We start from the raw sequence: 25,028 nt of genomic DNA, 5'->3' as shown, positions 1-25,028 counted from the left end.
GGTAGGAGGAGTCCTGCCTAAAGCGTTGCAAATACGGGATGTTACGGACTACGGCAGACGACTTCGGACATCATGGGATTCCGGGCGGCCGACTTGCAGAGCTATTTGACCAAGGAGCGACGCAGAGCGCAGCGTTTCAGGCGAGAGGCAGCGCCGCTCGAACGCAGCGGGGCTTTTGCCACGGGCTGCTAGCGCCCGCAGGACGTATCTCTTCAACGTCGGCCCCGCGCGGGGTGTCCTTTCAGCGTGCCATGGTGGGCGCGGTTTCGGCGCCCCGACAGTCCGTTCAAGGACCCGACACGAGACGAGATGCCGATGTCCATATTCGAGCGTTGCAGGCGTCACTTTTCCCCACGAGGCGGGCCTTGGGGTCGTGCCGCGGTCTTCACGGCGCTTGGACTCGCGGCCGCGGGTTGTGCGACCGGTGAGGCCAACGAGCCCGAGCAGACCCTCCAGACGCTGACCGCGGGGCGCCAGACCGTCGTCTCCAGCGTGGAGGCGACCGGGACGGTCGAACCGATCCGTGTGATCGAGGTCAAGTCGCAGGCGGGCGGCGAGGTCCTCGACCTGCCCGTCGAACTCGGGGACAACGTCGAACAGGGGACGCTTCTCGTGCGGATCGACCCGCGCGACGTGAACAACGCGCACGCCCAGGCGCAGGCCGATCTGGACGTGGCCGAGGCCCAGGCGGATGTCGCGGAACGCCAGCTCGAACGGATCGAGGCGCTTCACGAGTCCGACATCGTGACCTCCGAGGAACTGGAAAGCGCGATCCTCTCCGCCGCGAACGCGAGGGCTTCCCTCGTCCGCGCCACGACCAACCTTGAACTTGCCGAGGACAAGCTGGACGACGTGACGCTCCGGGCCCCGATCACCGGGACCGTCGTGGAGCGGACGGTGGAGCAGGGACAGGTCGTCACGGGGACGCGCGACCTCACCGGCGGCACCGTGCTGATGCGGATGGCCGACCTCACCGAGGTCCAGGTGCGCATGCTCGTCGACGAGACGGATATCGGCCGGCTCCAGCCGGGACTGCCCGCCGACATCACCGTGGAAGCCTATCCCAGCCGGACCTTCCGAGGATCCGTTCTCAAGATCGAGCCGCAGGCCGTGGTCGAGCAGAACGTGACCATGTTCGCCGTGCTCACGCGCATCTCCAACGAGGAGGATCTGCTGCGGCCGGGGATGAACGCGGATGTCGAGGTCGTGATCGGACGGCAGGAGAACGTGCTGGCGGTGGCGAACAGCGGGATCAAGTCCCAGCAGGAGGCCATGCAGATCGTCCGGGCTCTCGAGATCGACGCCGATGTCAACGCGCTGCTGCGCGACTTCCAGAGCCAGGATCGGCCGGAGGGCGCGGCGGAAGGGGAGGGACCGGGCGAGGGCGAGGAGGAGCCGATGATCGGCGGGGTTCCGATGTCGGAGTTCCAGTCGATGTCGCAGGAGGAGCGGATGCGCGTCATCCAGAACCTGTCGGACGACGAACGGCGGCAGATGATGCAGCAGTTCCGGAACCGGGGAGGCGGCGGACCGGGAGGCGGCGGAGGCGGTCCCGCGCGGCGGGCCGACGAGCCCCGCCCGGCGTTCGTGTTCAGGTACGACGCGAGCGGCCTCCTCGACCTGAAGCCGGTCATGATCGGCCTCAGCGACTTCGACCACACGCATATCATCCGCGGGCTGGAGGAAGGCGAGGAGATCGTCGCCGTCCCCACTTCCCTCATCGCACAGCAGGAATTCCTGGACCGGATCCGCAGCCGTACGGCACTGCCGGGCATCGGGGGAAGGTGATGATGTCGCGATGATCTTCTTCGAGATTCTTCGCGTCGCGATGGACGCGATCCGCGCCAACAAGCTGCGCTCGTTCCTGACCATGCTCGGGATCGTGATCGGAGTCGGGGCCGTGATCACGATGGTCGCCCTCGGGGAGGGCGCCCAGCAGCAGGTCGAGAACCAGATCGAGTCGCTCGGCACCAACGTGCTCACGGTGCGCGCCGGGCAGGGGATGTTCCGCGGCGTGCGCGGCGGGTCGAACGCCCGGTTGACGACCGAAGATGTGGAAGCGGTGAGGCGGGGAGCGCCGGCTCTGGTGGAGGTCGCGCCGGAGATGCAGGGGCAGTTGCAGGTCCAGTTCGGACGCAACAACGCCAACGTGCGGATTCTCGGCACGACGCCGAACTACCTGGACGTCGAGAACCACACGCTCGAACTCGGCCGCTTCTTCGACGAGTCGGAGAATCGCGGGCGGCGGCGCGTGGCCGTGCTCGGGGGCGCGGTCCCGGCGGTCCTGAACGCTGAAACCGCCGAACTCGTCGGCCGGACGATCTCGATCCGGAACATCTCCTTCGAGGTCGTCGGAGTGCTGGAGGAGAAGGGCGGATCGGGCTGGTTCAACCAGGACGAGCAGATCTTCGTCCCGCTGGAAACCGCGCAGTTCCGGTTGCTCGGGACCGATCGCGTGAGCCAGTTCAAGGTCGTCGTCGAGAGCGAGGCGGCGATCCCGGTCGCGATGGTGCAGATCGAGGAGGTGCTCCGGCGCGAGCACCGCATTCCCCTGGGGCGGGAGAACGATTTCTGGATCTCGGACAGCGTGCAGTTCCTCGAGATGGCGCAGGAGACGACGCAGACGTTCACCATGCTGCTCGCCGGCATCGCCGCGGTCAGCCTCCTGGTCGGAGGCATCGGGATCATGAACATCATGCTCGTGTCGGTCACGGAGCGGACGAAGGAGATCGGCGTGCGCAAGGCGCTCGGCGCCACGAGAAGCGCGATCCTCCTCCAGTTTCTGCTCGAAGCCACGACCCTCTGCATGACGGGCGGCATCCTCGGAGTCGCGTTCGCGTACGGCGCGGCGGAGATGCTCTCGCGGTCGGCGGGCTGGACGATGGCCATCGCGCCGCAGGCCATCGGCCTCGCGGTGGTGTTCGCCGCCGCGGTGGGCATGTTCTTCGGCCTCTGGCCCGCCCGGCGCGCGGCCCGGCTCGATCCGATCGTGGCGCTGCGGTACGAATAGCGCGCCGTGGCAATACCCCGCGCTCTCCAGGTAGCGTAAACGCGGGTTGGCGGGACGTCGCGGGCCGACGTATGGTCCGGGCATGAGTGTTCCGCTGACATCCCTTCCGGATTCCGCCCGCGTCTGGATCTACGGGACGGATCGTCCGCTGACCCCCGAGGAGCGGGAGGCGCTGATGGTCGACCTGCGCGCCTTCGTCGACGTCTGGACCGCGCACGGGGCCGCACTCCGGGCGGGCGTGGAATGGGTCGAGGACCGGTTCGCCGTCGTCGCCGTGGACGAAGCATCGGCGCCCGCGTCCGGGTGCTCGATCGACGCGATGGCCCGGCGGCTCGGCGCGCTTGAGGAACGCCTGGGTTGCTCGCTTCTCGACAGCACGCGCGTGTTCTACCGGGACGATTCCGGCGCGATCGAGAGCTGCGCGCGGGCGGAGTTCCGGGCGCGGGCGACGACGGGAGCGATCGGCGACGCGACCCCCGTCTTCGATCCCAGCATCGACACTCTGGCGGCGCTGCGGGCGGGCGAACTCGAGCGGCCGGTCGCGCGTTCGTGGCACCGTCAGCTCCTGGGCCGCCCCGGCGGACGGTCCTGACGCGGCGACCGGCGTGACGGGGGCCCCGGGGAGCGGCGCTTCCGGCGCCGCGCGGGGGAAGCTGGCCTTCGCCCTCTCGGGCGGCGGCGCGAGGGCCGCCTACCAGACGGGCGTGCTGAGCTACATCGGCAAGAGGCTGCCCCGACTTCGCGTCCCTCTCCTCACGGGCGTCTCGGCAGGCGCGATCAACGTGGGCTTTCTCGCCGCCTACGACGGGAACCTGCGCGGCGCGACACAGGCGCTGAAGCGCCGCTGGCTCTCGCTCACGACCGAGGAGGTGCTGCGCACCAACCCCGCTTCCCTGCTCAAGGTGGGCGTGCGACTCGGGGGATCCCTTCTGGGCGGCGGAACCGGACTGAGCCCCCGTTTCCGGAGCCTCGTCGACACCTCGCCGCTGCGGGAGTTCATCGAACGCGACGTCGACCGCGGAGAGATCGGGACCCGGATCAAGGCGGGGGACCTCGAGGCGGTGGGGCTCACCGCGATGTCGTACCAGACGGGGCGCACGGTCCTCTTCGTGCAGGGAGACCCACAGTCGGCGCCCAGACCCGCGAGCTCACACTACCGACTCGTGCGGACGGACATCTCGGTGGATCACATCCTGGCCTCCGCGTCGATCCCGCTCGTGTTCCCGGCCGTCAAACTCGGGCAGCAGTACTATGGAGACGGGAGCTTCCGGACCGCCGCGCCGCTGGCGCCCGCGATTCACATGGGCGCGGACCGCATCTTCACGATCTCGGCCCGCTACCGGCGGTCCGAACTGGAGGCGCGGGCGCCGGACACGACCGGATATCCGCCCCCGGCGAGAGTCCTGGGCCTGCTGCTGAATTCGGTCTTTCTCGACACGCTGGACTGGGACGCGGCCGCGCTGCGCCGGATCAACCTCCTCGTCAACCGACTCCCCCGCGAGGTGTCCGAGCGGCAGGGACTGCGCCACGTCGACCTGCTCATCCTGAGGCCCTCCCGGGATATCGGGAAGCTGGCCCGCGACTTCGAGATCGAACTTCCACCGGGGCTGAGGTTCCTCGTGCGGGGCCTGGGCACGCCGGACATCAAGTCCGCCGACTTCGTGAGCTATCTCCTGTTCGAGAGCGAGTACATCCGGACGCTCGTGGAACTGGGCGTCTCCGACGCGGAGGCGAACTGGGGCCGCATCGAGGCGTTCCTCACCTGACCGTGCAACGGACGATCGTCCACTTCGCCGACCTCCACCTCGACTCGCCGTTCGCTTGGTGCGAGGCGACGGGCGACGTGGCACGGCGGCGGCGCGAGGCGCTTCGCGACACCCTGCTCGCGATCGTGGACCTCGTGCGCTCGACCGGCGCCGACGCGCTCTTCTGCGGAGGCGATCTGTACGAGCACGACCGCGTCACGCTGGACACGGCGAACTTCCTGCGGCAGACCTTCGCCTCCCTCGATCCGGTGCCGGTCTACATCGCGCCCGGCAATCACGACTGGTACGGGCCGACGAGCGTGTACGCGACGGGTGGCTGGAGCGGGAACGTCCACATCTTTCGCGATGCGGCGCTTCGGGCGGTCTCCCTCGCGCCGGGCATCACGCTGTGGGGCGCCGCGCACTGCGCGCCCGCCAACACGGACAACTTCCTCGGCGACGGCTTCCGGGTCTCCGGCGCGGGGGCGCACGTGGCGCTCTTCCACGGAGCGGAACGGTCGTGGCTCGCGGCACAGGGTGAAGGGAAGGCGCCGCACGCCCCCTTCGAGACCGCCGAAATCCCTGACAGCGGCCTGAACCACGCCTTCCTCGGCCACTATCACCGGCCGGCGGACGGCGGGCACCACACCTATCCGGGCAACCCCGACCCGCTGCAGTTCGGAGAGGAAGGGGAGCGCGGGCCCGTCGTGGCGACGATCGACGCGGAGGGCGAGGTCACGCGCGAGCGCCACGTGGTGGCGGTTACCCCGGTTCATGACCTGCGGCTGGACGTCACGGGCCTCACGAGCCGCCAGCAGATTCGGGACGCCCTGCGCGCGATGACGGAGAGCCTCGCGGGGCTCGCGCGCCTCACGGTGTGCGGCGACCTGGAGCCGTCGCTCGACCTGCAGGAGGACACGATCCGCGAACAGTTGCGCGACACGTTCGACGCCGTGCAGATCCGGAAATTCGAATTGCACCTTGCCTACGACCTCGACGAGATCCGCGGGGAGCCCACGGTACGGGGACAGTTCGTCGAAGATGTGCTGGGAGCGGAGTTGCCGGACGATGAGGAGCGCCGCGTCCTGCGGATGGGACTCCGGGCACTCGACGGCCGCGACGATCTCGAGGTGCTGTGATGCGCTTCGAGTCCGTGACGGCCCACCGCTTCGGCCCCTTCCGCGACGAGACGCTGGAACTGGCGCCGGGAATGAACGTTGTCTTCGGACGCAACGAGGCCGGCAAATCGTCCTGGCACGCGGCGCTGTACGCCGGGCTCTGCGGCATGCGGCGCGGCAAGGGGGCGATGCGGAAGGAGGAGAAGAGGTTCGCGGAGCGCCACAAACCGTGGGACGGCGACGAGTGGGAGATCGGCGCCGTCGTCGCCCTCGAGGACGGGCGGCGCGTGGAGTTGAGGCACGACCTCGCGGGAAGGATCGAGAGTTCCGCGGAGGACACGAGCGTCGCGGGACGGGACTATTCGCACGAGATCCTGTTCGACGGGGCGCCGGACGGGTCGCGGTGGCTGGGTCTGAACCGCCGCTCGTTTCTCGCCACGGCCTGTGTGCGCCAGGCGGACATTCTCAAGGTCCGGGACGATCCCGAATCGCTGCAGGAAGACATGCAGCGCGCGGCGGCGACGGCGGGGGTGGACCAGACGGCGGCTGCCGCTCTGCAACGGCTCGAGGACGTTCTCCGCGAACGCGTCGGGTCTACCCGAGCTCCGACGAAGCCGCTCATGACGACCGCGCGGGGGGTGTCGGAGGCGCGCGAGGCTCTGGAGGCGGCCCGCGAGGCGCACCGCGATTTCCAGGAGCGTCGGGCCGAAGTTGAAACGCTGGAACGAGCGGCGACGAAAGCCCGGCGCCGCGTGGAGGCGGCGGAGGCCGCGCTCGTGAGCGTGGAGGCGGAGGCGCTCGCGGAGCGGCTGCGGGAGGCGCGGACCCTGCACGAGAAGTTCCCCGACGGGGCGCCGCACCCGATTCCCGAGGGCGGCGGGCTGACGAGAGCCGTCACCGAAGCGCTCACCACGTGGCGTAACCTCCCGGCTCCGGTAGAGCTGACCGGGCCCTCGGCGCGCGAGATCGAGGAGACGGTCGAGGGGGCCGATGCGGAGCTTGCGGCGGCGCGGGCGGTCGTCGCGGAGGCCTCCGCCGCGGAAGCCGAGGCTCGGCTCGCCGGTGCGCGTGCACTGCAGGCGCTCTTCCCGGACGGCGGCCCGCGGGTCTCCCCGGAGGAGGACGCGCGCCTGGGAGAGATCCGCGACGCGCTCCGCGCCTGGGAGTCGCTCCCGCCGGCTGAAGCGCCGGCCGGCCGGAGCGTGGAGGAACTCGAGGAAGAGTTGGCCAGCCTCGATGAGAGACGACGGACGCCCCCCATGGAACGTCCGGCCGCCCGACCCGCGATGTGGCTGGCATCTTCGGCGGTCGTGGCGGCGGGCGGCCTCATTCTCGCGCTGCTGGCGCCCGATTCGCGCTCCGCGGGGCTGATCCTGTTCGCCGTCGGGGCGGGAGGCGTCCTGTCGCACAGGTTCGCGAGGACGCGCACCGACCGCTCGGAGATCGCGCTCGCCCTGGACGTGCGCCACGACAGTCTTCGGCGCGAACTCGCGTCGGCGCACGCGGAACGGAAGCGCTACGAGGACGGGCGCCGGCATCGTCGCGAGGCGATCGGCCGCATGCGCGAACTCGCCGATCCGGAGAGCGCGGCGGCCGCCGAGCCGGAAACGCTCGCGGACGCCCTGCGCCGCCAGGCGGAGTCCCGGCAGGCCGGACGAGAAAAGGCCGCGCGGCTGGGCGCGCAGTGGGACGAGCTTCAGGGGCTGCTGGGCGGTTCGTCCCTCGACGCACTTGTCGCCGAGACGGATCGGCTGCGTGACGCGGCCGTTGCCCTCGTCGCGGATGCGGCCGAGACCGCGCTCGCGGACGCGAGGGCGCGAGGCATCACGCGGGCAGAGTTGGGCGAACTCGAGCGGCGGACCGCGGAACGACGCCGAGCATGGAGCGACGAGCGGGCCCGGCGCCTGGCGGCGGAGACGCGCGACGCACAGCGGTCGGAACGTGCCGCCGAGGCCGCGGACAAGCTGCGCGGAGCCGGCGCGCGGGTCGGCGTGACGGCCGAAGATCCCGGAGATCTGGCGGCCGCGCTGGAGGAGTGGCGCGCCGGCCGGGAGCGGGTGCTCGAGGAAGCCGGCGAGCGCAACGAGTCGTGGGATCGCCTGCAACAGTTGCTCGGCGAGCGGACGCTGGATGAGTTCGCGGACGAGGTGGAGCGACGCCGCCTCCGGGCTGCCCGGCTCGTCGCCCGGAGCGGAGCGGACCTCGGCGAGGCTCCGGCGGGACGGGTCACCGAGGCGACGCTGGAGGAGCTGAAACGGGAAGCGGAGGCGGCCCGCGAGGAGGTGCTGCGCGCGGGCGGCCAGCTCACCGAACGCGAACACCATCTCCCCAGCGTCGCGGACGCGGAAGACGCGCTGGCGGCGGCCGAACGGGCACAGAAGAGGATCGAGCGTCTCAAGGACACGCTGGACCGCACGATCGGATTCCTCGAAGAGGCGCAGGAGCGCGTGCTGCGCGACATCGCGCCCATCCTGACGCAGACCGTGCTCGAGTGGCTGCCCGGAGTGACGGACGACCGCTACACCGGATGCCGCATCGACCCCGAGAATCTTCTCGTTGAGGTCCGGGGGCCGGGCGGGCGCTGGCGTTCCGCCGAACTGCTCTCCCATGGCACGGCGGAGCAGATCTACCTGCTGCTCAGGTTCGCGCTCTCACGGCATCTCACCGGGGAAGGCGAGAGCTGTCCGCTCATCCTCGATGATGTCGTCGCCGCTTCCGACGCGGTACGGAAACAGGCGGTACTGCGCACGCTGCACGCCCTCGCGCGCTCGACCCAGGTCATCCTCTTCACGCACGAGGATGATGTGCGGGACTGGGCACGGGAGCACCTCGCGGGATCCGACGCCCGCCTCATCGAACTCACCGAGCGGAGGAACGGGCCGGCCGCCGCTACTTGAAGACGGCTACTTGAAGACCTTGTAGTCGGTCGAGTGGCCCGGGTTCACCTTCGCGGTCGGGTCGATGTGGTGGACTGCGTTGTTCACGGCGACCGCGGCCTCGCCGAAACCGGTGGAGATCAATTCCAGCTTCCCGTCGTAGGTGGCGATGTCGCCTGCCGCATAGACGCCGGGGATGTTCGTGCGCATGCGCGAATCCACGACGATGCACCTCTTCTGCAGCTCGAGCCCCCACTCGGCGATCGGCCCGATGTTCGGAACGAAGCCGATCAGAGCGATGATATCGTCCACCTCGATGCGCTCCGTTTCCTTCGTCTTCGTGTGTCGGACCGTCGCGGCCTCCACCCGCTCGCCGCCGTGAATTTCCGTCACCGTGTAGAAGGTCCGGAGCCGCAGTTCGCCCCGTTCATGCGCCCCTTCGACCTGGGCGACCGTGCTCTCGTGAGCCCGATAGCGGTCCGTCCGATGGATATGCGTGAGTTCGCCGGCGATGTTCCTCAGCGCCCAACTCCAGTCGAAGGCGGAGTCTCCCCCGCCGACGAGGAGGACGCGTTTCCCGCGGAACACCTCGGGGTCCTTCACGATCGTCGCGAGGCCCCGGTTCAGGAACTCATCCCACCCCGGCACGCGCAGCGTCCGGCTCTTGAAGGCGCCCTTGCCGCCCGCAATGACGACGGTGCGCGTGGGCCGCGGACCCTTGTCCGTGCGAAGATCGAAGCAGCCGTTCCCCGGATTGAGTTCGAGGACGCGCTCCTCGAGGCAGACCTCTGCGTCGAACTGCAGGCCCTGCGTGACGAGTTCCCGCGCCAGATCCTTGGCGAGCACACGGGGGAAACCGGCCACGTCAAAGACATCCTTCTCGGGGTACAGCGCCGTCAGCTGACCCCCGAGTTCGGGAAGGACATCGATGATGCGCGCCGAGACGCCGCGCATGCCGGCGTAGAACGACCCGTACAGGCCGGTCGGACCGCCGCCGATGATCGTAATGTCGACTGTGTCTTTTTCCACGCCCAAGCCGTTCAGGCCGTCCGGGGATCGTCAGGCCGCGCTCTTCCATTTCCGCCGGAGGCAATGCGTTCCGTAATCGATGATCGCCCAGGCCGACGTTACGCCGACGAGCAACACGAGTGCGGGAACATACCGAGGGTTGAAAATGAGGGCGAGGAGCGTGAGGAACTGCAGCCCCGTGGCGATTTTCCCCGGCCACCGGGGCTTGAAGGGGATGATGATGGAGACGAGCCGGGCCAGGAGATAGCACCCGGCCGTGTAGAGGTCGCGGAGGATCAGGATCAGGAACGAAACCCCGTCGAGGCCGCCCGCCGCCAGGAAGCCGGAGAGCGCGAGCAGGACGAAGAGCTTGTCGCACAGCGGGTCGAGCAGGAGTCCGACCTGGGAGCGCGTCCCGCTTACCCGGGCGATGAATCCATCGAGGACGTCCGTTGCGCCGGCCGTGGCCACGAGCACGGCCATCATGCGGGGGTCCGAGACCACGATGAAGGCGAGGCCGAGCGGTATGCGGCTCAGGGACAGGAGATTGGACAGGGTAAGAAACCCCGGATCGTGTGTCTGTATCGGATTCCTCCGCTTCGACCTGGTCGACGGACCCGCCCCACGTACGGGAAGATGCACCTTCCTGGGGCGGGTCTCCAGTGCCCCGGCGAGCGTCGCCGAGGGTTCGCCGAATGCCGCGCGATGCACGAGATCTACTGCGGAAGCTCGGCGCTGTCGGCTGCGAGGTCGCCGCTGTCCGGCCGCGGATCCAGCATCACCATGTCCTCCACGACCACGTCCACGGTGGGGATCGCGATGCCATCGCGCTCGAACGATCCGTACTCGAGGTGGCCCTCGACGTAGAGGCGCGAACCCTTGTGCACGTACTCGCCGACGGTCTCCGCCTGACGGCGCCAGAATGTGAGCCGGTGCCAATCGGTACGGCGCTGGGTCTCCCCGTTCTTGCGGAACACGCGGTTGGTCGCGAGCGACAGGTGAGCGACGGCGGTGCCGGAGGCGGTCTCCCGCACATCGGGGTCGCTACCCGCGTTTCCGACGAGGATGACCCGGTTCACCGTTCTCGACATGATTTTCTCCTTTGTGATGCGTGAATGGGCGCAGCGAGGCACGCGAATCTCCGGTCCGGGGAGGGGACGTCAAACCGCATCTCGGCCACGGCCGGAGCTGGCCGGTCCCGCCTTGACGCCGCGACCGGAAGAGAGTCTGCTCAGGGATGCTCCGGACGGACCTCTCTTCTCACGCCTCACGCATCCGGGCCCGGCGGGGCCTGGTCCTGATTGCCTTCGCCATCGTCCTTTCGGCGACGATCTCCGTCATCGAGGTCATCGTCCGCGCGACGCTCGAAGGCCCGCGAATCACGGCGATGGCCCATTCGGCGGAGGGGCTTGGGCCGGGTTCCGCGGTCTGGGTGGCCGGGAGGTCGGTGGGCCGCGTGCTGTCGATTTCCTTCCAGCCTCCTGAAGCGAACCGCCGCGATGCGCCATTCGAGAGCCATGTCGTGATCGAAGCCGTCATCGACCGGGTCGCCGAACCCATCCTGCGAGCGGATGCCACCGCCGACGTTCGACCTTCGGATCTCGTGGCGCCCGTCGTCCTCTCCGTGAACCCGGGCACGGGCTCCGCACCTCCCTGGAACTACTCGGATACGCTGCGCGCTTCGGGTCCGCCAATCGAACCGGAGACGGTCATGGCGCTGGCGGATTCGCTGCTGCGGGCGGTGCGTACGCTCGAGGTCGACGCCTCCGCGGCGCGGGACATGCTCGGTTCGGATCAGGGCTCGCTCGCCCGTCTTCGCGAGGATCCGGGCACGCTGGCCGGACTCCGAAGCAGTCTCGAGTCGCTGGAGGAACTGTTTCAGCGGGACTTTCATCGCTCATCGCTCGTTCGGCTCGCCACGGACACGCTCGTGAGCGCGGCCGCGCGACGCGCACAGGAACGGCTCGCGGCCTGGGAGGCGTCCCCGCAACTTGCGAACGGCGTCGGCAATCTCGAATCGACGGTCGAGGCGCTGGACGCGGTGATGTCTCGAGTCGCATCGATCGTCGAGCGGCTGGACCGCGGCGAGGGGACCGCGGGCCGGGCCCTCGTGGATGGCGAGATCCGACGACAACTCGACGCCCTCCGCACCGCGGCCGCAGAGCTGGCCGAAGATCTCGGCTACAACCCGTCGCGCTGGCTACGCATCCGCGTCTTCTAGCCCGCGAGCTGTCGGCCCCTCAGATCCGCCGCTTCGGAAGCCCGCCGTGGACGGCGAACCTGAGCAGTTCCGTCTTTCTGCCGCGCTTTCGCCGAATCCCGATGATGACGTGGTCGACGACCTGGTCGCGGTCTTCGATGGACACAGCGACGTCAACGGACCCATCGGCGGCCGTGATCCGCGTCCGCACCGATCGGCCGGGGGCCGCGTCCGCCGTGCGTGCCGGATTGCGACACAGCGTGCGGGAGGAGCGGCGCCCTCCGGGCACCGGCCGCGACAACTTCAACAGACGGAACCAGTCGGGCTGATAGCTTATCCGCCACAGATTGCCGAGCTGGTCGAGTCCCCTTCCTTCGCGATTGTGTCTGGCCATCCGGCACTCGAGGGTCGCAGTTGCGGTTGCGGCGCGGTCGGCTTGACCGGCCCCGGCGGCACCATTATGGTCGGTGGGTCCACCTCGGACCACATCCCCCGGCCGCAAGCAGAACACCTCACGAATCGACCATGCCGCACGCGGTGTGGCTGCAGCCCGGCTCACTCTCTTCCGGAGGCAGGCGATGGACATCGCCGAACTCAAGTCGAAGTCGATCGGCGAGCTTCATGACATGGCCGAAGAACTCGACATCCACAACTTCTCGGGCCTTCGAAAACAGGACCTGATCTTTCGGATCGAACAGAATCTCCTCGATTCCGACATCGTCCTCCGGGGCGAGGGCGTCCTCGAGATTCTGCCGGAGGGCTACGGCTTCCTGCGGAGTCAGGACTGGAACTACCTGTACGGCCCGGACGACATCTACGTCTCCCCGTCGCAGATCAAGCGCTTCGACATGCGGACGGGGGACACGATCCAGGGACGCGTGCGGCCGCCGAAGGAGGGAGAGCGTTACCTCGCGCTGTTGAAGGTGGAGACGCTCAACGGCGTGGACCCGGACAAGGCAAAGCACCGGATCGCGTTCGACAACCTCCGGCCGCGCTATCCGGAGGAACGGCTCGTCCTCGAGCAGGAGGACGGCGATGTGTCGATGCGGATTCTCGACCTTATCGCGCCGATCGGTAAGGGCCAGCGGAGCCTCATCGTATCGCCGCCCAAGGCCGGAAAGACGATTCTTCTGCAGAAGATCGCAAACGCGATCGTCGCGAACCAGCCGGACGCGAAGGTGATCGTACTCCTCATCGACGAGCGGCCCGAGGAAGTCACGGACATGGAGGAGAACGTTCCGGCCGAGATCATCTCATCCACGTTCGATGAACCGGCCGACCGTCACACGCAGGTGGCGGAAATGGTGATCGAGAAGGCCAAACGGCTGGTCGAATACCAGCACGACGTCGTGATCCTCCTCGATTCGATCACGCGCCTCGCGCGGGCCTACAACACGACGGTCCCCCACTCGGGCAAGATCCTCTCCGGCGGCGTGGATGCGAACGCGCTCCACCGGCCGAAGCGCTTCTTCGGCGCGGCGCGAAACATCGAGGAGGGAGGCAGCCTCACGATCATCGCGACGGCGCTGATTGAGACGGGCAGCCGGATGGACGAGGTCATCTTCGAGGAATTCAAGGGCACGGGGAACAGCGAAGTTCTGCTGGACCGCCAGATCTCCGACAAGCGGATCTACCCCGCGATCGACCTCAACCGCTCGAGCACGCGCAAGGAGGAACTCCTCCTGAACGAGGTCGAACTCAACCGGATGTACCTGCTGCGGAACTTCCTCTCCGACATGCCGCCGGCCGAGGCGATTCAGTTCATGATCGAGCGGCTGCAGCGTACGGACACGAACCAGGAGTTCCTCGACTCGATGGCGGGCGGATAGCCGAACTCGCGGCTCGCGGGCGCCGTCTGCACGGGCGCCGTCTCACGGCGTCTCCAGCCAGCGGTCGTCCAGCACGTCCAGCAGCGCCGAGTGCGTCGCCTCGCCCACCGTCAGCGTCACGCGGTACGTGCCCGGCGACACGGGCAACCCGGCCCCGCCCTGACCCTGGAGTCCCGGGTTCATGCGCAGATTCCAGGCCACGCGGTTCAGGCCCGGCCGGCCGGTCCCCTCCATTTCGCGCACGACCTTCCCGGTGGCGAGTTCCGAGACCTCGATCGACACATCGGCCGGAGAACCCAGGTAGTACTGGATCATCGTACCGGCCGGTGCGCTCTCGCCCGTCCAGTTCTTGTCCCCCGTGACGGAGCGGCTGCGCCGGATGTCGTTCTTCCAGAGGACGGAGGGGCGCGGCTCGAAGAGATGGGCGTCGCTCGCCAGGACACTGTCGGTCATCGCCTGGAGGGCCGTGACGTCGTCGAGGATGTAGACGCTGCGTCCGTGCGTCGCGAGCACGAGGTCGTTCTCGCGGGGGTGGACGAGCACGTCGTCGATCCGGACCACGGGCAGGTCCGGCATGAAATCGTGCCACGTGCCGCCCTCATCGAATGAGACGTGGAAGCCGAACTCGGTGCCGACGTAGAGCAGACGCGGGTTCCGCGGATCCTGCCGGACCGTGTTCACGTTTCCGAACGAGGGCAGATTCGACGAGATGTCCTCCCACGTCGCGCCGTAGTTGCGCGTCACGTACACGTAGGGGCGCAGGTCGCCGTTCTTGTGCCCGTCGATCGAGACGTACGCGGTCTCGGCGTCCGCGTGCGAGGCTTCCACGCGGGACACGTAGTGCCGCGTCGTACCCCCGGGGAGGTTGCGGCTGACCTCGGTCCAGGTCGCGCCGCCGTCGCGGCTCACCTGGATGTTGCCGTCGTCGGTCCCGGCCCAGAGAAGGCCCGGAACGAGGGGCGACTCGGCGATGGACGTCATGCTGCCCCACATCGAGACGCCGTCGTTTCGCGACAGGGTGCACTCCGTCCCGCGCTCGAACTGCGAGCAGCGCGGGATGCCGTTGGCCACCCCCATCACGACCTCGGCGTCCCGGTCAACGTCCTTCGAGAGATCCGGGCCCATCGTCCACGTCTCTCCACGGTCGCGCGACGTGAAGAACCGGTTGCCGCCCGCGTGAAGGATGCGCGGGTTGTGGGGCGAGAGGAGGAACGGCGTGTTCCAGTTCCACCGGATTTCGGTGTCGACCGACGGAACCGGGGCGATGTTGGTGTCCACCGGGTCCTCTTCATCCGGGACCCGCGGCGTGATGGGGCGCGAGACACCCTCGTGCAGATCCACGCGCCGGAGACGCCCGTTCTGTGACTCCACGAACACGATCGCCGGGTCCGTCGGGTCGACCTGCGTGTAGAACCCGTCCCCACCGCCGACCCGATACCAGTCCTGCGACAGGATCGGCCCCGAGCGCACCGAACTCGGCCCGCACCAGGTCCCGTTGTCCTGGAGACCGGTGCACACGTAGTAGGGGCGCCGCATGTCCACGGAGGCGTGATAGGGCTGCCCGACGGCCGAGGGGCGTAGCGATTCCCAGGTCTCGCCCTGGTCCCAACTCACGTCGACCCCCCCGTCGTTGCCGATCACGAGGTGGTCGTGGTCGGCCGGATCGATCCAGAACGCGTGCTGGTCCACGTGGCCGTACCCGCTCAGCACCTCCCAGGTGCGGCCGCCGTCGCGTGACTTCGACACCCGCTGGTCCACGGTATAGACGAGATCCGGATCCTCGGGGGAGACGCGGATCTGGCTGAAGTACATGGGGCGTCCGTTCTCGTTGCTCCGGAACTCCCAGCTGCGACCCTTGTCCGGCGATCGCCAGACCCCGGACCACTGGGGATCGGGCGGGAGCGAATCGACCCTCGCGAGCCGGCGCCATTCGTCCTGCTCCTCTTCGGAGAGCGGCGACTCCCGGTCCGCGGCGACTTCGATCTGGGCGTAGACGACATCGGGATCGGCAGGCGTCATGGCGAGCGCGATGCGGCCCAGGGTGCCGGCGGGCAGTCCGGCTCCCTCGACGGGCGACCAGCTATCTCCGCCGTCCCCGGACCGCCAGATGCCGCTTCCCGGCCCACCGCCCACGAAACAGCACACGGTGCGTCGACGCTGATAGGTGGAGGCAAACAGGACGTCGGGATTGGAGGGGTCCATGACGAGGTCCGTCGCGCCGGTGTCGTCATCGACCGCGAGCACGTGGCGCCAGCTCGCTCCTCCGTCGGTGGACTTGAACACGCCGCGCTCGATGTTGGGGCCGAAGAGATGGCCGACCGCGGCCACCCACACGACATCCGGGTTCGTCGGGTGGACGAGGACGCGTGCGATGCTCTGCGTCTCCCGGAGTCCGGAATGCGCGAACGTGGCGCCGCCGTCGGTGCTCTTGTAGACCCCGTAACCGAACGATGAACTCTGCCGGTTGTTCGCCTCGCCCGTACCCACGTAGAGGACATCGGGATCGGAGGGCGCGAGGGCGAGGGCGCCGATGGAGTGCGTCTCGAAGCTGTCGAAGATCGACTCGAATGTCGTCCCGTTGTTCGTCGTCTTCCACAGACCGCCGGTCGCGAAGCCGACGTAGAAGATCCGCGTGTCGTCGGGGTGGACCGCGAGGTCGTCGACGCGGCCGCCCTGTCCGGTCGGGCCGATGGACCGCCACCGGAACCCCTGGAGCAGAGGATGCCCGGAGGCGTTGACGACGCCCTCCGCGTCTCCATCCGGCGCTCCGTCCTGGGCGTGAACCGGCGGCGGCAGCGTGAGCACGGCCGCAAACAGCGCGAGGACGATCAGCGAGGGGGCGCGTGTGCGCGATGCGTATGGCATGGGATCTTTCTCTCGGTACGGATCAGGGTGGCGACCCGGCATTATCCGACAGGGCGTCGGAGTCTGTCAAAGCCCGAACCGCGGAGGATCCGGCGAAACGGACGGCGACTTGCCCGCGGGACCGTGGAAAAGCATGCTGCGGAGTGCCGCGCGACTGGAGGGTCCATGCCGATATACGAGTACCGGTGCCGCGAGTGCTCACACGAGTTCGAACTCCTCGTGCGGGGCCCCATGACGCCCGCGTGCGCTGCGTGCGGGAGTGAGGAGCTGGATCGACTCATCTCCCTTCCACGCGTCCACTCCGACGCCCGCAAGGAACGGTCGCTCGCCGCGGCGAAGAAGCGCGACGCGAAGCTCGGGAGCGAACGCACGCGAGCGCAACGGGAGTACGAACTGAGCCACAACGACTGATCCGTGCGGCGGACGCGCCGCGACATGCGAATGCGGTGGGTCCGTGAAACGGGCGGTGCGAGGCGGACGGGCGAGGCGGACGGAGATGGCGGGATGACGGAAACCTACGCGCAGGCGCTGGCCGAACACGGGATCGACGACGTACAGCCCCTCTATCGACGACTCCTCCTGCGGTTGAAGACGCTCGATGGCGGGGCCTACGAGCGCGCCGTCGCTCGCTACCGGTCGGACGTCGAAGGCGTGACGGCTGGCAGCGAGGCGCTGGCGGCGTGGCTTTCCTACGGTGCGTGGCTGGCTTCGAGCCTGGAGCCAGGGGGACTCTTCACGATTTCGGAGGAAGGACTCGCGTCGCGCGCGCCGGATCCGTTCCCGACGGGTGCCATGCTGATCCATCTGCCCGATGCGGCGAACCGCAGGGGCTTCGTGATCGCCATGCCCGCGGCCCCGTCCGAAGCGCAGCGCGCCACGGCCGAACTGCTGTGTGAGTAGGGGTCCCACCGGCCGGGGCCGGCGCGGGATGACGATGACGAGGATGGCTGAGGTGGAAGAGGAGGCACGGCAGTGACGCAAGGCACCCTGCAGCACGAACGCATCGAACGCCGCGCCCTTGAGCAGGAGATGCGCGAGTCGTTCATCGACTACTCGATGAGCGTCATCGTGCAGCGCGCGCTCCCGGATGCCCGCGACGGCCTGAAGCCGGTTCATCGCCGGATCCTGTACGCAATGCTGGAAGAGGGGATGCGCCCCTCGCGGCCGCACAAGAAGAGCGCGACGGTCGTGGGCGACGTGCTGGGCCGGTATCACCCGCACGGGGATGGCGCCGTATACGACACCATCGTCCGCATGGTCCAGGACTTCTCGCTGCGCTATCCGCTCATCGACGGCCAGGGCAACTTCGGCTCGATCGATGGCGATTCCGCGGCCGCCTATCGCTACACGGAAGTGCGGATGACGTCGGTGGCGATGGATCTCCTCGCCGACATCGAGCGCGACACCGTCGACATGCGGCCCAACTTCGACGGGCGCCTGACCGAACCGGCGGTTCTGCCCTCCCGGCTGCCGCACCTCCTGCTGAACGGCAGCGACGGGATCGCGGTCGGCATGGCGACGAAGATCCCGCCGCACAACGCCGGGGAACTCCTCGCCGCGGTCGACCACCTCGTCGCGAACCCGCAGTGCGACAGCGAGGAACTGCTCGCCCGCCTGCCCGGGCCGGACTTCCCGACGGGCGGATACATCTGGGGCCGGGCCGGCATCGAGTCCGCCTACCGGACCGGGCGCGGACGACTCGACATGCGCGCCAAGGTCCACCTCGAGGAGGGCAGGTTCGGGAAGAGTTCGCTGATCGTCACCGAACTCCCCTACCAGGTGAACAAGACTCGCGTCATCGAGCAGATCACGAGGCTCGTGCGCGCCGGGCGTGCCGACGCGATCACCGACCTGCGCGACGAGTCCGACCGCGACGGGATCCGGCTCGTGATCGAGCTCAAGCGCGACGCGGAGCCGAAGAGGGTGCTCGCAACCCTGTTCAAGAAGACGCAGCTCCGGTACACGTTCGGCGTCATCATGCTCGCCCTCGTCGATGGCAAGCCCGAGGAGCTGGATCTGAGGAGGGTCCTCGGTACCTGGATCGACCATCGCCTCTCCGTCATCAGGCGCGGCGCGGCGCATGACCTCGCGCGCGCCCGGGATCGCGCGCACGTCGTCGAGGGGCTGCGCACGGCGCTCGACGAAATCGATCGCGTCATCGACATCATCCGCGGCTCAAGGACGCCGCCCGACGCGCGGGAGAAGCTCCTCTCGGCGTTCGACCTCACGGCGCGGCAGGCGGACGCGATCCTCGCGATGCGGCTGGTGCGGCTGACGGGCCTGGAGCGGGACAAGCTGGCGGAGGAACTGAGGGCGCTGCGAGAGGAGATCACGCGCCTGACCGCCCTTGTGGAGGACGAGACGTCCCGGCGGGGCTTCCTGAGAGAGGAGATCCGGGATCTCGCGCACCTCTACAACGACCCGCGGCGGACGGAGATCCTCGACGGCGACGGGGAGTTCCGGCTGTCGAAGGGTGGCGGCGGCGAGGCGCAGCTGGTGCTCGTGAGTCGCGGCGGCTACGTGAAGGCGCAGCCCGCCGCGACAGGAGGAGGGATGGCGGGCGCCGAAGTGCTGTCAACCCGCGAGGGCGACTTCGCGCGCCATGCCTTCCTGGCGCGGGGGACGCATACGCTCCTCGCGGTCACGGCCCGTGGCAACGCGCATGCGCTACCCGTGTCGGCGCTGCCGCGGGGCACGCGGAGCTCCCGGGGCCGTCACCTCGAGGAGTTCATCGAGCTGGAGCCGGGAGACGAGATCGTCGCGCTGCTCGCGGTCGAGATGTTCGCCGATGACCGATTCCTCGTGGTGGCCACAAGACGGGGTCACGTGAAGCGCTCGGCGCTGTCCGGGTACGCGAACGCTCGCAGCGCGGGCATCATCGCAGCCGGGCTCGCGCGCGGCGACGAGATCGCGGCCGCGTTCGTCACCGAAGGGAGCAGTGACCTCCTGTTCGCGACGCGATCCGGCCAGGCAATCCGCTTCCCCGAGTCCGCCATTCGAACGATGGGGCGCACGGCCCGCGGAGTTAAAGCCATCGAGCTCGCGTCCGGCGATGTGGTGGTCGCGGCGGCGGCTCCGCGCGCGGATTCCGATCTGCTCGTGGCGACGTCCGCCGGGTACGGCAAGCGGATCCCGTTCACCGAATTCAAGGTCCAGGGCCGGGCGGGCAAGGGCTTCACCATCCTCCCCGAGCGAGCGCGGACCGGCGGTCTCGTCGGATTCGCGGAGGCGCACGACGCGGACGAGTTGGCCTGGGAACTGTCCGATGGGTCCGTAGAGGCGACATCGGCGGCCAGCGTGATCCGTCGCTCACCCCGCGAGGCCGGGCGCCCGGCCGTGCGGCTGCCGGCCGGCGTTGCGGTCGGGGCGGTGCACCCGATGCACTCGGGACGCCGTGTGCGCACCGGACCTCCTTCCCACGGAGAAGCCGGCGAGGATGCCTTTCGGGAACTGCCCTCGGGCGGTAAGGATTCGCAGGCCCAGTTGGAGTTCGAAGCATAGGGAGAGTCCATGCGAAGACTCTGTGTGATGTTGGCGGTGTCCGTGCCCGTCGCGTGCGGCGGCGGGGCGGCGGAAGACAGCGGTGGGACTCCGGTAGCCGCGGCGCCGGATGACACCGCGGCCATGCACGCCGCGCGGCTGGCCGAGAGTCTCGGTGGACGGGAGGCCTGGGATCGAACGCGATACCTGTCGTTCCGCTGGATCGTGGAACGCGACGGCGAGATCGTGGCGAACCGCGAACATTCGTGGGACCGCTACGATGGACGATATCGCATCGCCTATGCGGTGGACGGAACGCCGCATCTGCTCCTCTTCAACGTGAACGAGGTCGAGCCGCACCCCGAACTCGAGAAGGTCCCCGCCGGACGCGCCTGGGTCGGGGGTGAGGAACTGGCCGGCGCGGCCCGGGACTCCGCGCTCCGCCGCGGCTACGGCGCCTTCATCAACGACACGTACTGGGCGATCATGCCGTTCAAGTGGGACGACCCGGGCGTTCACCTCGCCTACCAGGGGACGCGTACCCTCTCCGACGGCGAGGCGTACGAGGTGATCCACCTCAGCTTCGACCAGGGCCTGGGTACCACGGAAGACCAGTATTGGGGTTTCCTCGACGAGTCGGGACGCATGATGGCCTGGCAGTACCACCTGGGGCGGGCGGACGGTCCCGGAGAGGTCATCTGGTGGTCCGACTGGCAACCGGTCGGCGGCATCCGGTTCGCCATGACGCGGCTCCTCGATGGCGGCAACCGCTTCATCTACTTCGAGGATGTGGCCGCGGGTGAGACGGTGCCCGACGGACGCTTCGATCCTCCGACGCCTTGAGCGAGCAAGCATCCGGCCTGACCGCGCCGGACTCGATCTCCGCGAGCACCGAGGAGGGACAGCAATACCGCAGCGGCGTGTACAAGCCGCTCGACGAGAGCGCCCTGCCCGACGCGCCGGACACCGACGCCTTTCCCGACCCCGGTCACGGCCGCCCATTCAAGTTCGTCCGCCGCATGTCGCGCGTGCCCCGGCTCAGGCACATCATCGGTCCCTCCGTGATCGCGCTCGGCATGGGCCTGGGAAGCGGCGAGTTCCTCCTCTGGCCCAACCTCGTGGCGGCCAACGGGTTCTCGATCTGGTGGCTGTTCTGGATCGGCGTCGTGACCCAGTTCGTCGTCATCGGCGAGATCGAACGCTGGACGATCGCCACCGGCGAGTCGACGTTCGCCGGCATGGCGCGGCTCGACCGGCTGGGGTTCTGGCCCTGGCTCTTCCTGGTCGCGACGCTGGCCAGCTTCTTCTGGCCCGGTTGGGCGTCGCAGTCCGCCGAGTTCGTGGGTCAGATCGTGGTCCTCGTCGGGGGGCCGCAGATCCAGTGGCAACCGATGGCGCTGCTCATGCTCGCCTGCATCTGGTTCGGGCTCGCGGTCTCCCGCATCGTCTACAATGTCCTCGAGCGCTGTGAGATCGCCCTGGTGGCGGGGTTCTTCCCCCTCCTCGCGATCACGCTCCTCGTGGTCGGGTTCGTTCCGTCCCACCTCCTCGAACTGGCGGTCGGCGCCGCCTCGTTCGGGAGCGCCCCGGCTGAACTGTTCACCGGAGATCAGTTTCCGACGCTGATCCTCGCGGTCGCGTACGCCGGCACCGGGGGCACGCTGCTCCTCGCACAGTCGCTCTGGCTCCGCGACAAGGGCTTCGGGATGGCGCGGTTCCAGGGACGGATCGCCGGCATCCGCGGGCGCAACGAGAACATCAGCACGACCGGGTTCGTCTTCGACACGAACGACCCGACCCAGCTCGGACGTTTCCGCGGCTGGATGCGGGTCGTCCACCAGGAACTGCTCGTCACCTTCGTGTTCCTGACGCTACTGAGCGTCGTCATCACGTGCATGCTCGTCGCGGCGACGCTGGGCACGGACAGCCCGGAGATCGCGGGCGATCTGACCACCATGGTGACGCTGCAGGGCGAAGCGATCGAACGTGTCGGCGGACTGTGGCTCCGGGTTGCCTTCCTGCTCGGGGGATCGTTCGTCATCTTTTCGACCCAACTGGCGATCCTCGACACCGTCACCCGCATCACGGGCTGCATCTTCTTCGAGCGCTTCGGATACAGGACACGCTTCTTCACCCAGAAGCGTACGTTTCTGGTGTTTTTGACGATCTTCGTGCTGGCGGCGATGGGGATCATTACCGCGTCATGGATCGGCGGGGAGGCGCTGGATGTGCTGCAGCCCGACTTCCTGCTCCTCATCGCCGGGCCGTTCACGATGTCCAGCATGTTCCTGTTCACGCTCGTCATCGGCTACATGAACGTGCGCCGACTCCCGGCCGAGTTGGGGCCTCCGACCTGGAAGCGGTGGAGTCTACTGTGGGCCGCGGTACTGTGGGGATGGTTCACGGCTGAACAGTTGTCGCGAACGACGATGCTGGTCGCCGGAGTGGCGCCGCAGTTCCAGGAGTCGCTGGCGATACACCCGATCCGCATCGTGTTCTACGCGCTGTGGCTGGGGTCGCTGGTGTGGTTCGCCGCACGCACTCTTCCGGGACGGGCAACGGGAGGGGCCTGACCGGAAGGGACGGATCGCCGCCGCACCCCGCCTGTCAGGCTGTGGGTTCCGGCACCGCCTGCGCCATCTTTTCGGACATCTCCTCCGCGCTCTTCATCTGCGAGAGATCGAGCGTGAAGTCGGGGCGTTCGACGGGAGACAGCTTGTCCAGCAGCTCGCGGATCTCCCGGGGCGCCAGGCCGGCCGCCCTGAGGTCCTCCTTCGTCGCGACGCCCTCGGCGTGGATCGACTCCGACCCGGCGTCCGCCCGCAGCAGGCTTCGGAGCACCTCGAGTTCTGCCGCGCTCAGCCGCGCCCCCAGCACCTCGTAGTCGACCCACGCCTCGTAGCTGAGCGGCGCGACCCGCTGCAGCATGCCCGCCATCACCCGCCCGTACTCCTGGATTTCCCACTGGGCGTGCGAGTCCACCCGCAGTCGAAGAAAGTGCAGGAGGTTGTGCAGGTCGATCTTCCAGTACCACTGCGTATAGGTGGAGAGAGGGAGGTCGATCCGCGCGAGTTCCCGGGCGACGTCTTCGGACAGCAGCCAGTCGTAGGCATGGGCCGCTTTGCTCCGCAGCTTCTCCCACTGGTCGATCGCGCTGCGGTACAGGTCATCCGGGGCGGGATCCGTCTCGCGGCCCTGGTTGTTCAGGCGGCTCTGATAGGCGAACTGCTCGTGGTCCGGCTTGTAGAACAGCAGCGGCAGGAGGCTGTAGCGGGCGCTGAGTTCGTTGACGGACGCCGTGCGGTGTCGGATCCACTGCCGCGCCACGAACATCGGCATGGAGCAGTGGAACTTGAACTCGACCATCTCGCTCGGCGTCGTGTGCGCGTGGCGCCGCAGATACCGCACGAGACCGCGCGTCTGGCTGACGCGGCGCGTGCCGGCCCCGTAGCTGACGCGAGCCGCCGCCTCCACGTCGGCGTCCGAGCCCATGTAGTCGACGAGCGCGACGAACCCGTGATCCAGGACGGGGAAATACCCGCCGAGGATCTCCTCGGCCGCGGGGACGGTCGGTCTCCTGGTCGTCTCCATGAGCTACCCGTGCCGCTGCAGGGGGGTGTTGTCGGCCAGAATATCAGTTCGTGAGCACGCGGGCGACCGCGCGCCGCCACCCGGAATAGAGCGTGTCGCGCTTCTCCGCGTCCATGGCGGGCCGCCACGCGCGGTCGTGTCGCCACAGCGCCGCGACTTCCCTCAGATCCGCGAACACGCCCGCGCCGAGGCCGCCCAGCATCACCGCCCCCAGCGCGGTGGTCTCGGTCACGACGGGGCGTCCGATCTCAAGGTCGAGGATATCGGCGAGAAACTGCATCGCCCAGTCGTTGCGCGTGAACCCGCCGTCCACGCGCAGCGTCGCGGGGCGCGGCGCTCCGTCGGCCCGCATCGCGTCGATCAGCTCGCGTGACTGGTAGGCGACCGCCTCCAGCGCCGCGCGGGCGATCTGGGCCCGCCCCGTGTCGCGCGTCATCCCCAGCAGGGCGGCACGGGCGTTCGGATCCCAGTGGATCCCGCCCAGCCCGACGAAGGCGGGGACCAGTACGACCCCGCCCGTCGAGTCCACCGAACGGGCCAGAGCCTCCGTCTCGGCGGCGTCGGCGATGATCCCCAACCCATCGCGCAGCCACTGAACCGAGGCGCCCGCGACGAAGATGCTGCCCTCGAGCGCGTACGTGCGTTCCCCCTCGAGTTGCCAGGCGACCGTTGTGAGCAGGCCGTGACGCGAGGCGAGTCGCTCCGCTCCCGTGTTCAGCAGCGCAAACGCGCCCGTCCCGTAGGTGAACTTCATCCCGCCCGGGTCGAACGCCGCCTGTCCGAACGTCGCCGCCTGCTGGTCGCCGGCCACGCCCCGCAACGGGATCGCGCGGCCGAAGAGTCCGGCGGACGTCTCCCCGAAATCGCCGGCCGAATCGCGCACCTCGGGCAACACGGAGGCGGGCACACGCAGCAGTTCGAGCAACTCCGGGTGCCACCGGCCCTCATCGATGTCGTAGAGGAGCGTCCGCGACGCGTTCGACGCATCCGTCGCGTGCACGCGCCCTCCGGTCAAACACCAGAGCAGCCAGGTGTCGACCGTCCCGAAGATGAGTTTGCCCTGCCCGGCCGCCTCACGCGCTCCCGGCACGTGGTCGAGGATCCACGTCAGCTTCGTTCCGGAGAAGTACGGATCGAGCCGCAAGCCGGTGCGGCGCTCGATCAGCCCCTCGTGTCCGGCATCGCGAAGCGCGGCACACTCCTTCGCCGTCCGCCGGTCCTGCCACACGATCGCCGGGTGAATCGGCCTGCCGCTCGCGCGTTCCCAGACCACGGTCGTCTCGCGCTGGTTCGTGATGCCGATCGC

At 68.7% G+C, this 25,028-nt stretch carries 20 protein-coding genes; 13 read left to right on the top strand and 7 right to left on the bottom strand.

Annotated elements, in window-relative coordinates:
* The first annotated feature begins 315 nt into the window (after positions 1-315).
* The 6 genes from OXN85_13910 (at position 316) to OXN85_13885 (ending at position 8,770) form a co-directional block, all read left to right on the top strand.
* Positions 316-1,788: an efflux RND transporter periplasmic adaptor subunit gene (locus OXN85_13910; protein ID MCY3601057.1), complete on the top strand. Its 1,473-nt coding sequence runs from the start codon at positions 316-318 to the stop codon at positions 1,786-1,788.
* 10 nt (positions 1,789-1,798) lie between these two features.
* Positions 1,799-3,010 carry an ABC transporter permease gene (locus tag OXN85_13905; GenBank protein ID MCY3601056.1) on the top strand — a complete coding sequence of 404 codons (1,212 nt, stop codon included), beginning with the start codon at positions 1,799-1,801 and terminating at the stop codon, positions 3,008-3,010.
* A gap of 82 nt (positions 3,011-3,092) precedes the next feature.
* Positions 3,093-3,602, top strand: coding sequence for a hypothetical protein (locus tag OXN85_13900; protein MCY3601055.1), 510 nt, complete (start codon positions 3,093-3,095; stop codon positions 3,600-3,602).
* Between the two features lie 13 nt (positions 3,603-3,615).
* The gene (locus tag OXN85_13895) at positions 3,616-4,776 is read left to right on the top strand and encodes a patatin-like phospholipase family protein (protein ID MCY3601054.1); all 1,161 of its coding nucleotides are present in this window, start codon (positions 3,616-3,618) and stop codon (positions 4,774-4,776) included.
* 2 nt (positions 4,777-4,778) lie between these two features.
* A complete protein-coding gene (locus OXN85_13890) occupies positions 4,779-5,894 on the top strand; it encodes a metallophosphoesterase (GenBank protein ID MCY3601053.1) in 1,116 nt (371 codons plus the stop codon).
* Positions 5,894-8,770 carry an AAA family ATPase gene (locus tag OXN85_13885; GenBank protein ID MCY3601052.1) on the top strand — a complete coding sequence of 959 codons (2,877 nt, stop codon included), beginning with the start codon at positions 5,894-5,896 and terminating at the stop codon, positions 8,768-8,770. Before OXN85_13890 ends, OXN85_13885 begins: the two co-directional genes overlap by 1 nt.
* Positions 8,771-8,776: 6 nt before the next feature.
* On the opposite strand, the gene OXN85_13880 is transcribed toward OXN85_13885, so the two are convergent.
* The 3 genes from OXN85_13880 to OXN85_13870 are packed head-to-tail and all read right to left on the bottom strand — an operon-like array spanning position 8,777 to position 10,848.
* Positions 8,777-9,778, bottom strand: coding sequence for an NAD(P)/FAD-dependent oxidoreductase (locus tag OXN85_13880; protein MCY3601051.1), 1,002 nt, complete (start codon positions 9,776-9,778; stop codon positions 8,777-8,779).
* Between the two features lie 30 nt (positions 9,779-9,808).
* Positions 9,809-10,468: a CDP-alcohol phosphatidyltransferase family protein gene (locus tag OXN85_13875; protein ID MCY3601050.1), complete on the bottom strand. Its 660-nt coding sequence runs from the start codon at positions 10,466-10,468 to the stop codon at positions 9,809-9,811.
* 5 nt (positions 10,469-10,473) lie between these two features.
* Positions 10,474-10,848: a single-stranded DNA-binding protein gene (locus OXN85_13870; protein ID MCY3601049.1), complete on the bottom strand. Its 375-nt coding sequence runs from the start codon at positions 10,846-10,848 to the stop codon at positions 10,474-10,476.
* Between the two features lie 146 nt (positions 10,849-10,994).
* Here OXN85_13870 and OXN85_13865 point away from each other — a divergent pair, with 146 nt between their 5' ends.
* Positions 10,995-11,978, top strand: a complete 984-nt coding sequence (locus OXN85_13865; GenBank protein MCY3601048.1) for an MlaD family protein — start codon at positions 10,995-10,997, stop codon at positions 11,976-11,978.
* Between the two features lie 19 nt (positions 11,979-11,997).
* Here OXN85_13865 and OXN85_13860 read toward each other — a convergent pair whose 3' ends face one another.
* Positions 11,998-12,351 (bottom strand): hypothetical protein, encoded by a 354-nt coding sequence (locus OXN85_13860; protein MCY3601047.1) that lies wholly within the window; start codon positions 12,349-12,351, stop codon positions 11,998-12,000.
* 184 nt (positions 12,352-12,535) lie between these two features.
* Between OXN85_13860 and rho the strand changes: the two genes are divergently transcribed.
* Positions 12,536-13,786, top strand: a complete 1,251-nt coding sequence (gene rho / locus OXN85_13855) for a transcription termination factor Rho (protein ID MCY3601046.1) — start codon at positions 12,536-12,538, stop codon at positions 13,784-13,786.
* A 42-nt stretch (positions 13,787-13,828) separates the two neighbouring features.
* Here the strand turns inward: rho and OXN85_13850 are convergent, their stop codons facing one another.
* The gene (locus tag OXN85_13850; GenBank protein MCY3601045.1) at positions 13,829-16,651 is read right to left on the bottom strand and encodes a hypothetical protein; all 2,823 of its coding nucleotides are present in this window, start codon (positions 16,649-16,651) and stop codon (positions 13,829-13,831) included.
* A gap of 165 nt (positions 16,652-16,816) precedes the next feature.
* Here OXN85_13850 and OXN85_13845 point away from each other — a divergent pair, with 165 nt between their 5' ends.
* From OXN85_13845 to OXN85_13825, 5 genes are all read left to right on the top strand, one after another.
* Positions 16,817-17,062, top strand: coding sequence for a zinc ribbon domain-containing protein (locus OXN85_13845; protein ID MCY3601044.1), 246 nt, complete (start codon positions 16,817-16,819; stop codon positions 17,060-17,062).
* 93 nt (positions 17,063-17,155) lie between these two features.
* Positions 17,156-17,551, top strand: a complete 396-nt coding sequence (locus OXN85_13840; protein MCY3601043.1) for a hypothetical protein — start codon at positions 17,156-17,158, stop codon at positions 17,549-17,551.
* Positions 17,552-17,623: 72 nt separating this feature from the next.
* A complete protein-coding gene (gene gyrA / locus OXN85_13835) occupies positions 17,624-20,152 on the top strand; it encodes a DNA gyrase subunit A (GenBank protein MCY3601042.1) in 2,529 nt (842 codons plus the stop codon).
* A 9-nt stretch (positions 20,153-20,161) separates the two neighbouring features.
* Positions 20,162-20,974 carry a hypothetical protein gene (locus OXN85_13830; GenBank protein ID MCY3601041.1) on the top strand — a complete coding sequence of 271 codons (813 nt, stop codon included), beginning with the start codon at positions 20,162-20,164 and terminating at the stop codon, positions 20,972-20,974.
* The gene (locus tag OXN85_13825) at positions 20,971-22,704 is read left to right on the top strand and encodes an Nramp family divalent metal transporter (GenBank protein MCY3601040.1); all 1,734 of its coding nucleotides are present in this window, start codon (positions 20,971-20,973) and stop codon (positions 22,702-22,704) included. The genes OXN85_13830 and OXN85_13825 overlap by 4 nt, the downstream gene beginning before the upstream one ends.
* A 34-nt stretch (positions 22,705-22,738) precedes the next feature.
* On the opposite strand, the gene thyX is transcribed toward OXN85_13825, so the two are convergent.
* The gene (thyX, locus tag OXN85_13820; protein MCY3601039.1) at positions 22,739-23,722 is read right to left on the bottom strand and encodes an FAD-dependent thymidylate synthase; all 984 of its coding nucleotides are present in this window, start codon (positions 23,720-23,722) and stop codon (positions 22,739-22,741) included.
* A 43-nt stretch (positions 23,723-23,765) separates the two neighbouring features.
* Positions 23,766-25,028 (bottom strand): glycerol kinase (locus tag OXN85_13815; protein MCY3601038.1); only part of this gene is annotated, 1,263 nt, incomplete at its 5' end.

The organism is Candidatus Palauibacter australiensis (assembly GCA_026705295.1).
Classification (GTDB): Bacteria; Gemmatimonadota; Gemmatimonadetes; order Palauibacterales; family Palauibacteraceae; genus Palauibacter; species Palauibacter australiensis.
The sequence above is the reverse complement of the archived record's forward strand: the minus strand, read 5'-3'. Positions and strand labels throughout refer to the sequence as shown.

Excerpts from the sequence above, each read along its gene's own strand:
- OXN85_13905 (MCY3601056.1), top strand. The coding sequence starts at position 1,799 with ATGATCTTCTTCGAGATTCTTCGCGTCGCGATGGACGCGATCCGCGCC.
- OXN85_13830 (MCY3601041.1), top strand. The coding sequence starts at position 20,162 with ATGCGAAGACTCTGTGTGATGTTGGCGGTGTCCGTGCCCGTCGCGTGC.
- OXN85_13860 (MCY3601047.1), bottom strand. The coding sequence starts at position 12,351 with ATGGCCAGACACAATCGCGAAGGAAGGGGACTCGACCAGCTCGGCAAT.
- OXN85_13900 (MCY3601055.1), top strand. The coding sequence starts at position 3,093 with ATGAGTGTTCCGCTGACATCCCTTCCGGATTCCGCCCGCGTCTGGATC.
- OXN85_13850 (MCY3601045.1), bottom strand. The coding sequence starts at position 16,651 with ATGCCATACGCATCGCGCACACGCGCCCCCTCGCTGATCGTCCTCGCG.
- OXN85_13845 (MCY3601044.1), top strand. The coding sequence starts at position 16,817 with ATGCCGATATACGAGTACCGGTGCCGCGAGTGCTCACACGAGTTCGAA.
- OXN85_13885 (MCY3601052.1), top strand. The coding sequence starts at position 5,894 with ATGCGCTTCGAGTCCGTGACGGCCCACCGCTTCGGCCCCTTCCGCGAC.
- rho (MCY3601046.1), top strand. The coding sequence starts at position 12,536 with ATGGACATCGCCGAACTCAAGTCGAAGTCGATCGGCGAGCTTCATGAC.
- OXN85_13865 (MCY3601048.1), top strand. The coding sequence starts at position 10,995 with ATGCTCCGGACGGACCTCTCTTCTCACGCCTCACGCATCCGGGCCCGG.
- OXN85_13840 (MCY3601043.1), top strand. The coding sequence starts at position 17,156 with ATGACGGAAACCTACGCGCAGGCGCTGGCCGAACACGGGATCGACGAC.
- OXN85_13910 (MCY3601057.1), top strand. The coding sequence starts at position 316 with ATGTCCATATTCGAGCGTTGCAGGCGTCACTTTTCCCCACGAGGCGGG.
- OXN85_13870 (MCY3601049.1), bottom strand. The coding sequence starts at position 10,848 with ATGTCGAGAACGGTGAACCGGGTCATCCTCGTCGGAAACGCGGGTAGC.
- thyX (MCY3601039.1), bottom strand. The coding sequence starts at position 23,722 with ATGGAGACGACCAGGAGACCGACCGTCCCCGCGGCCGAGGAGATCCTC.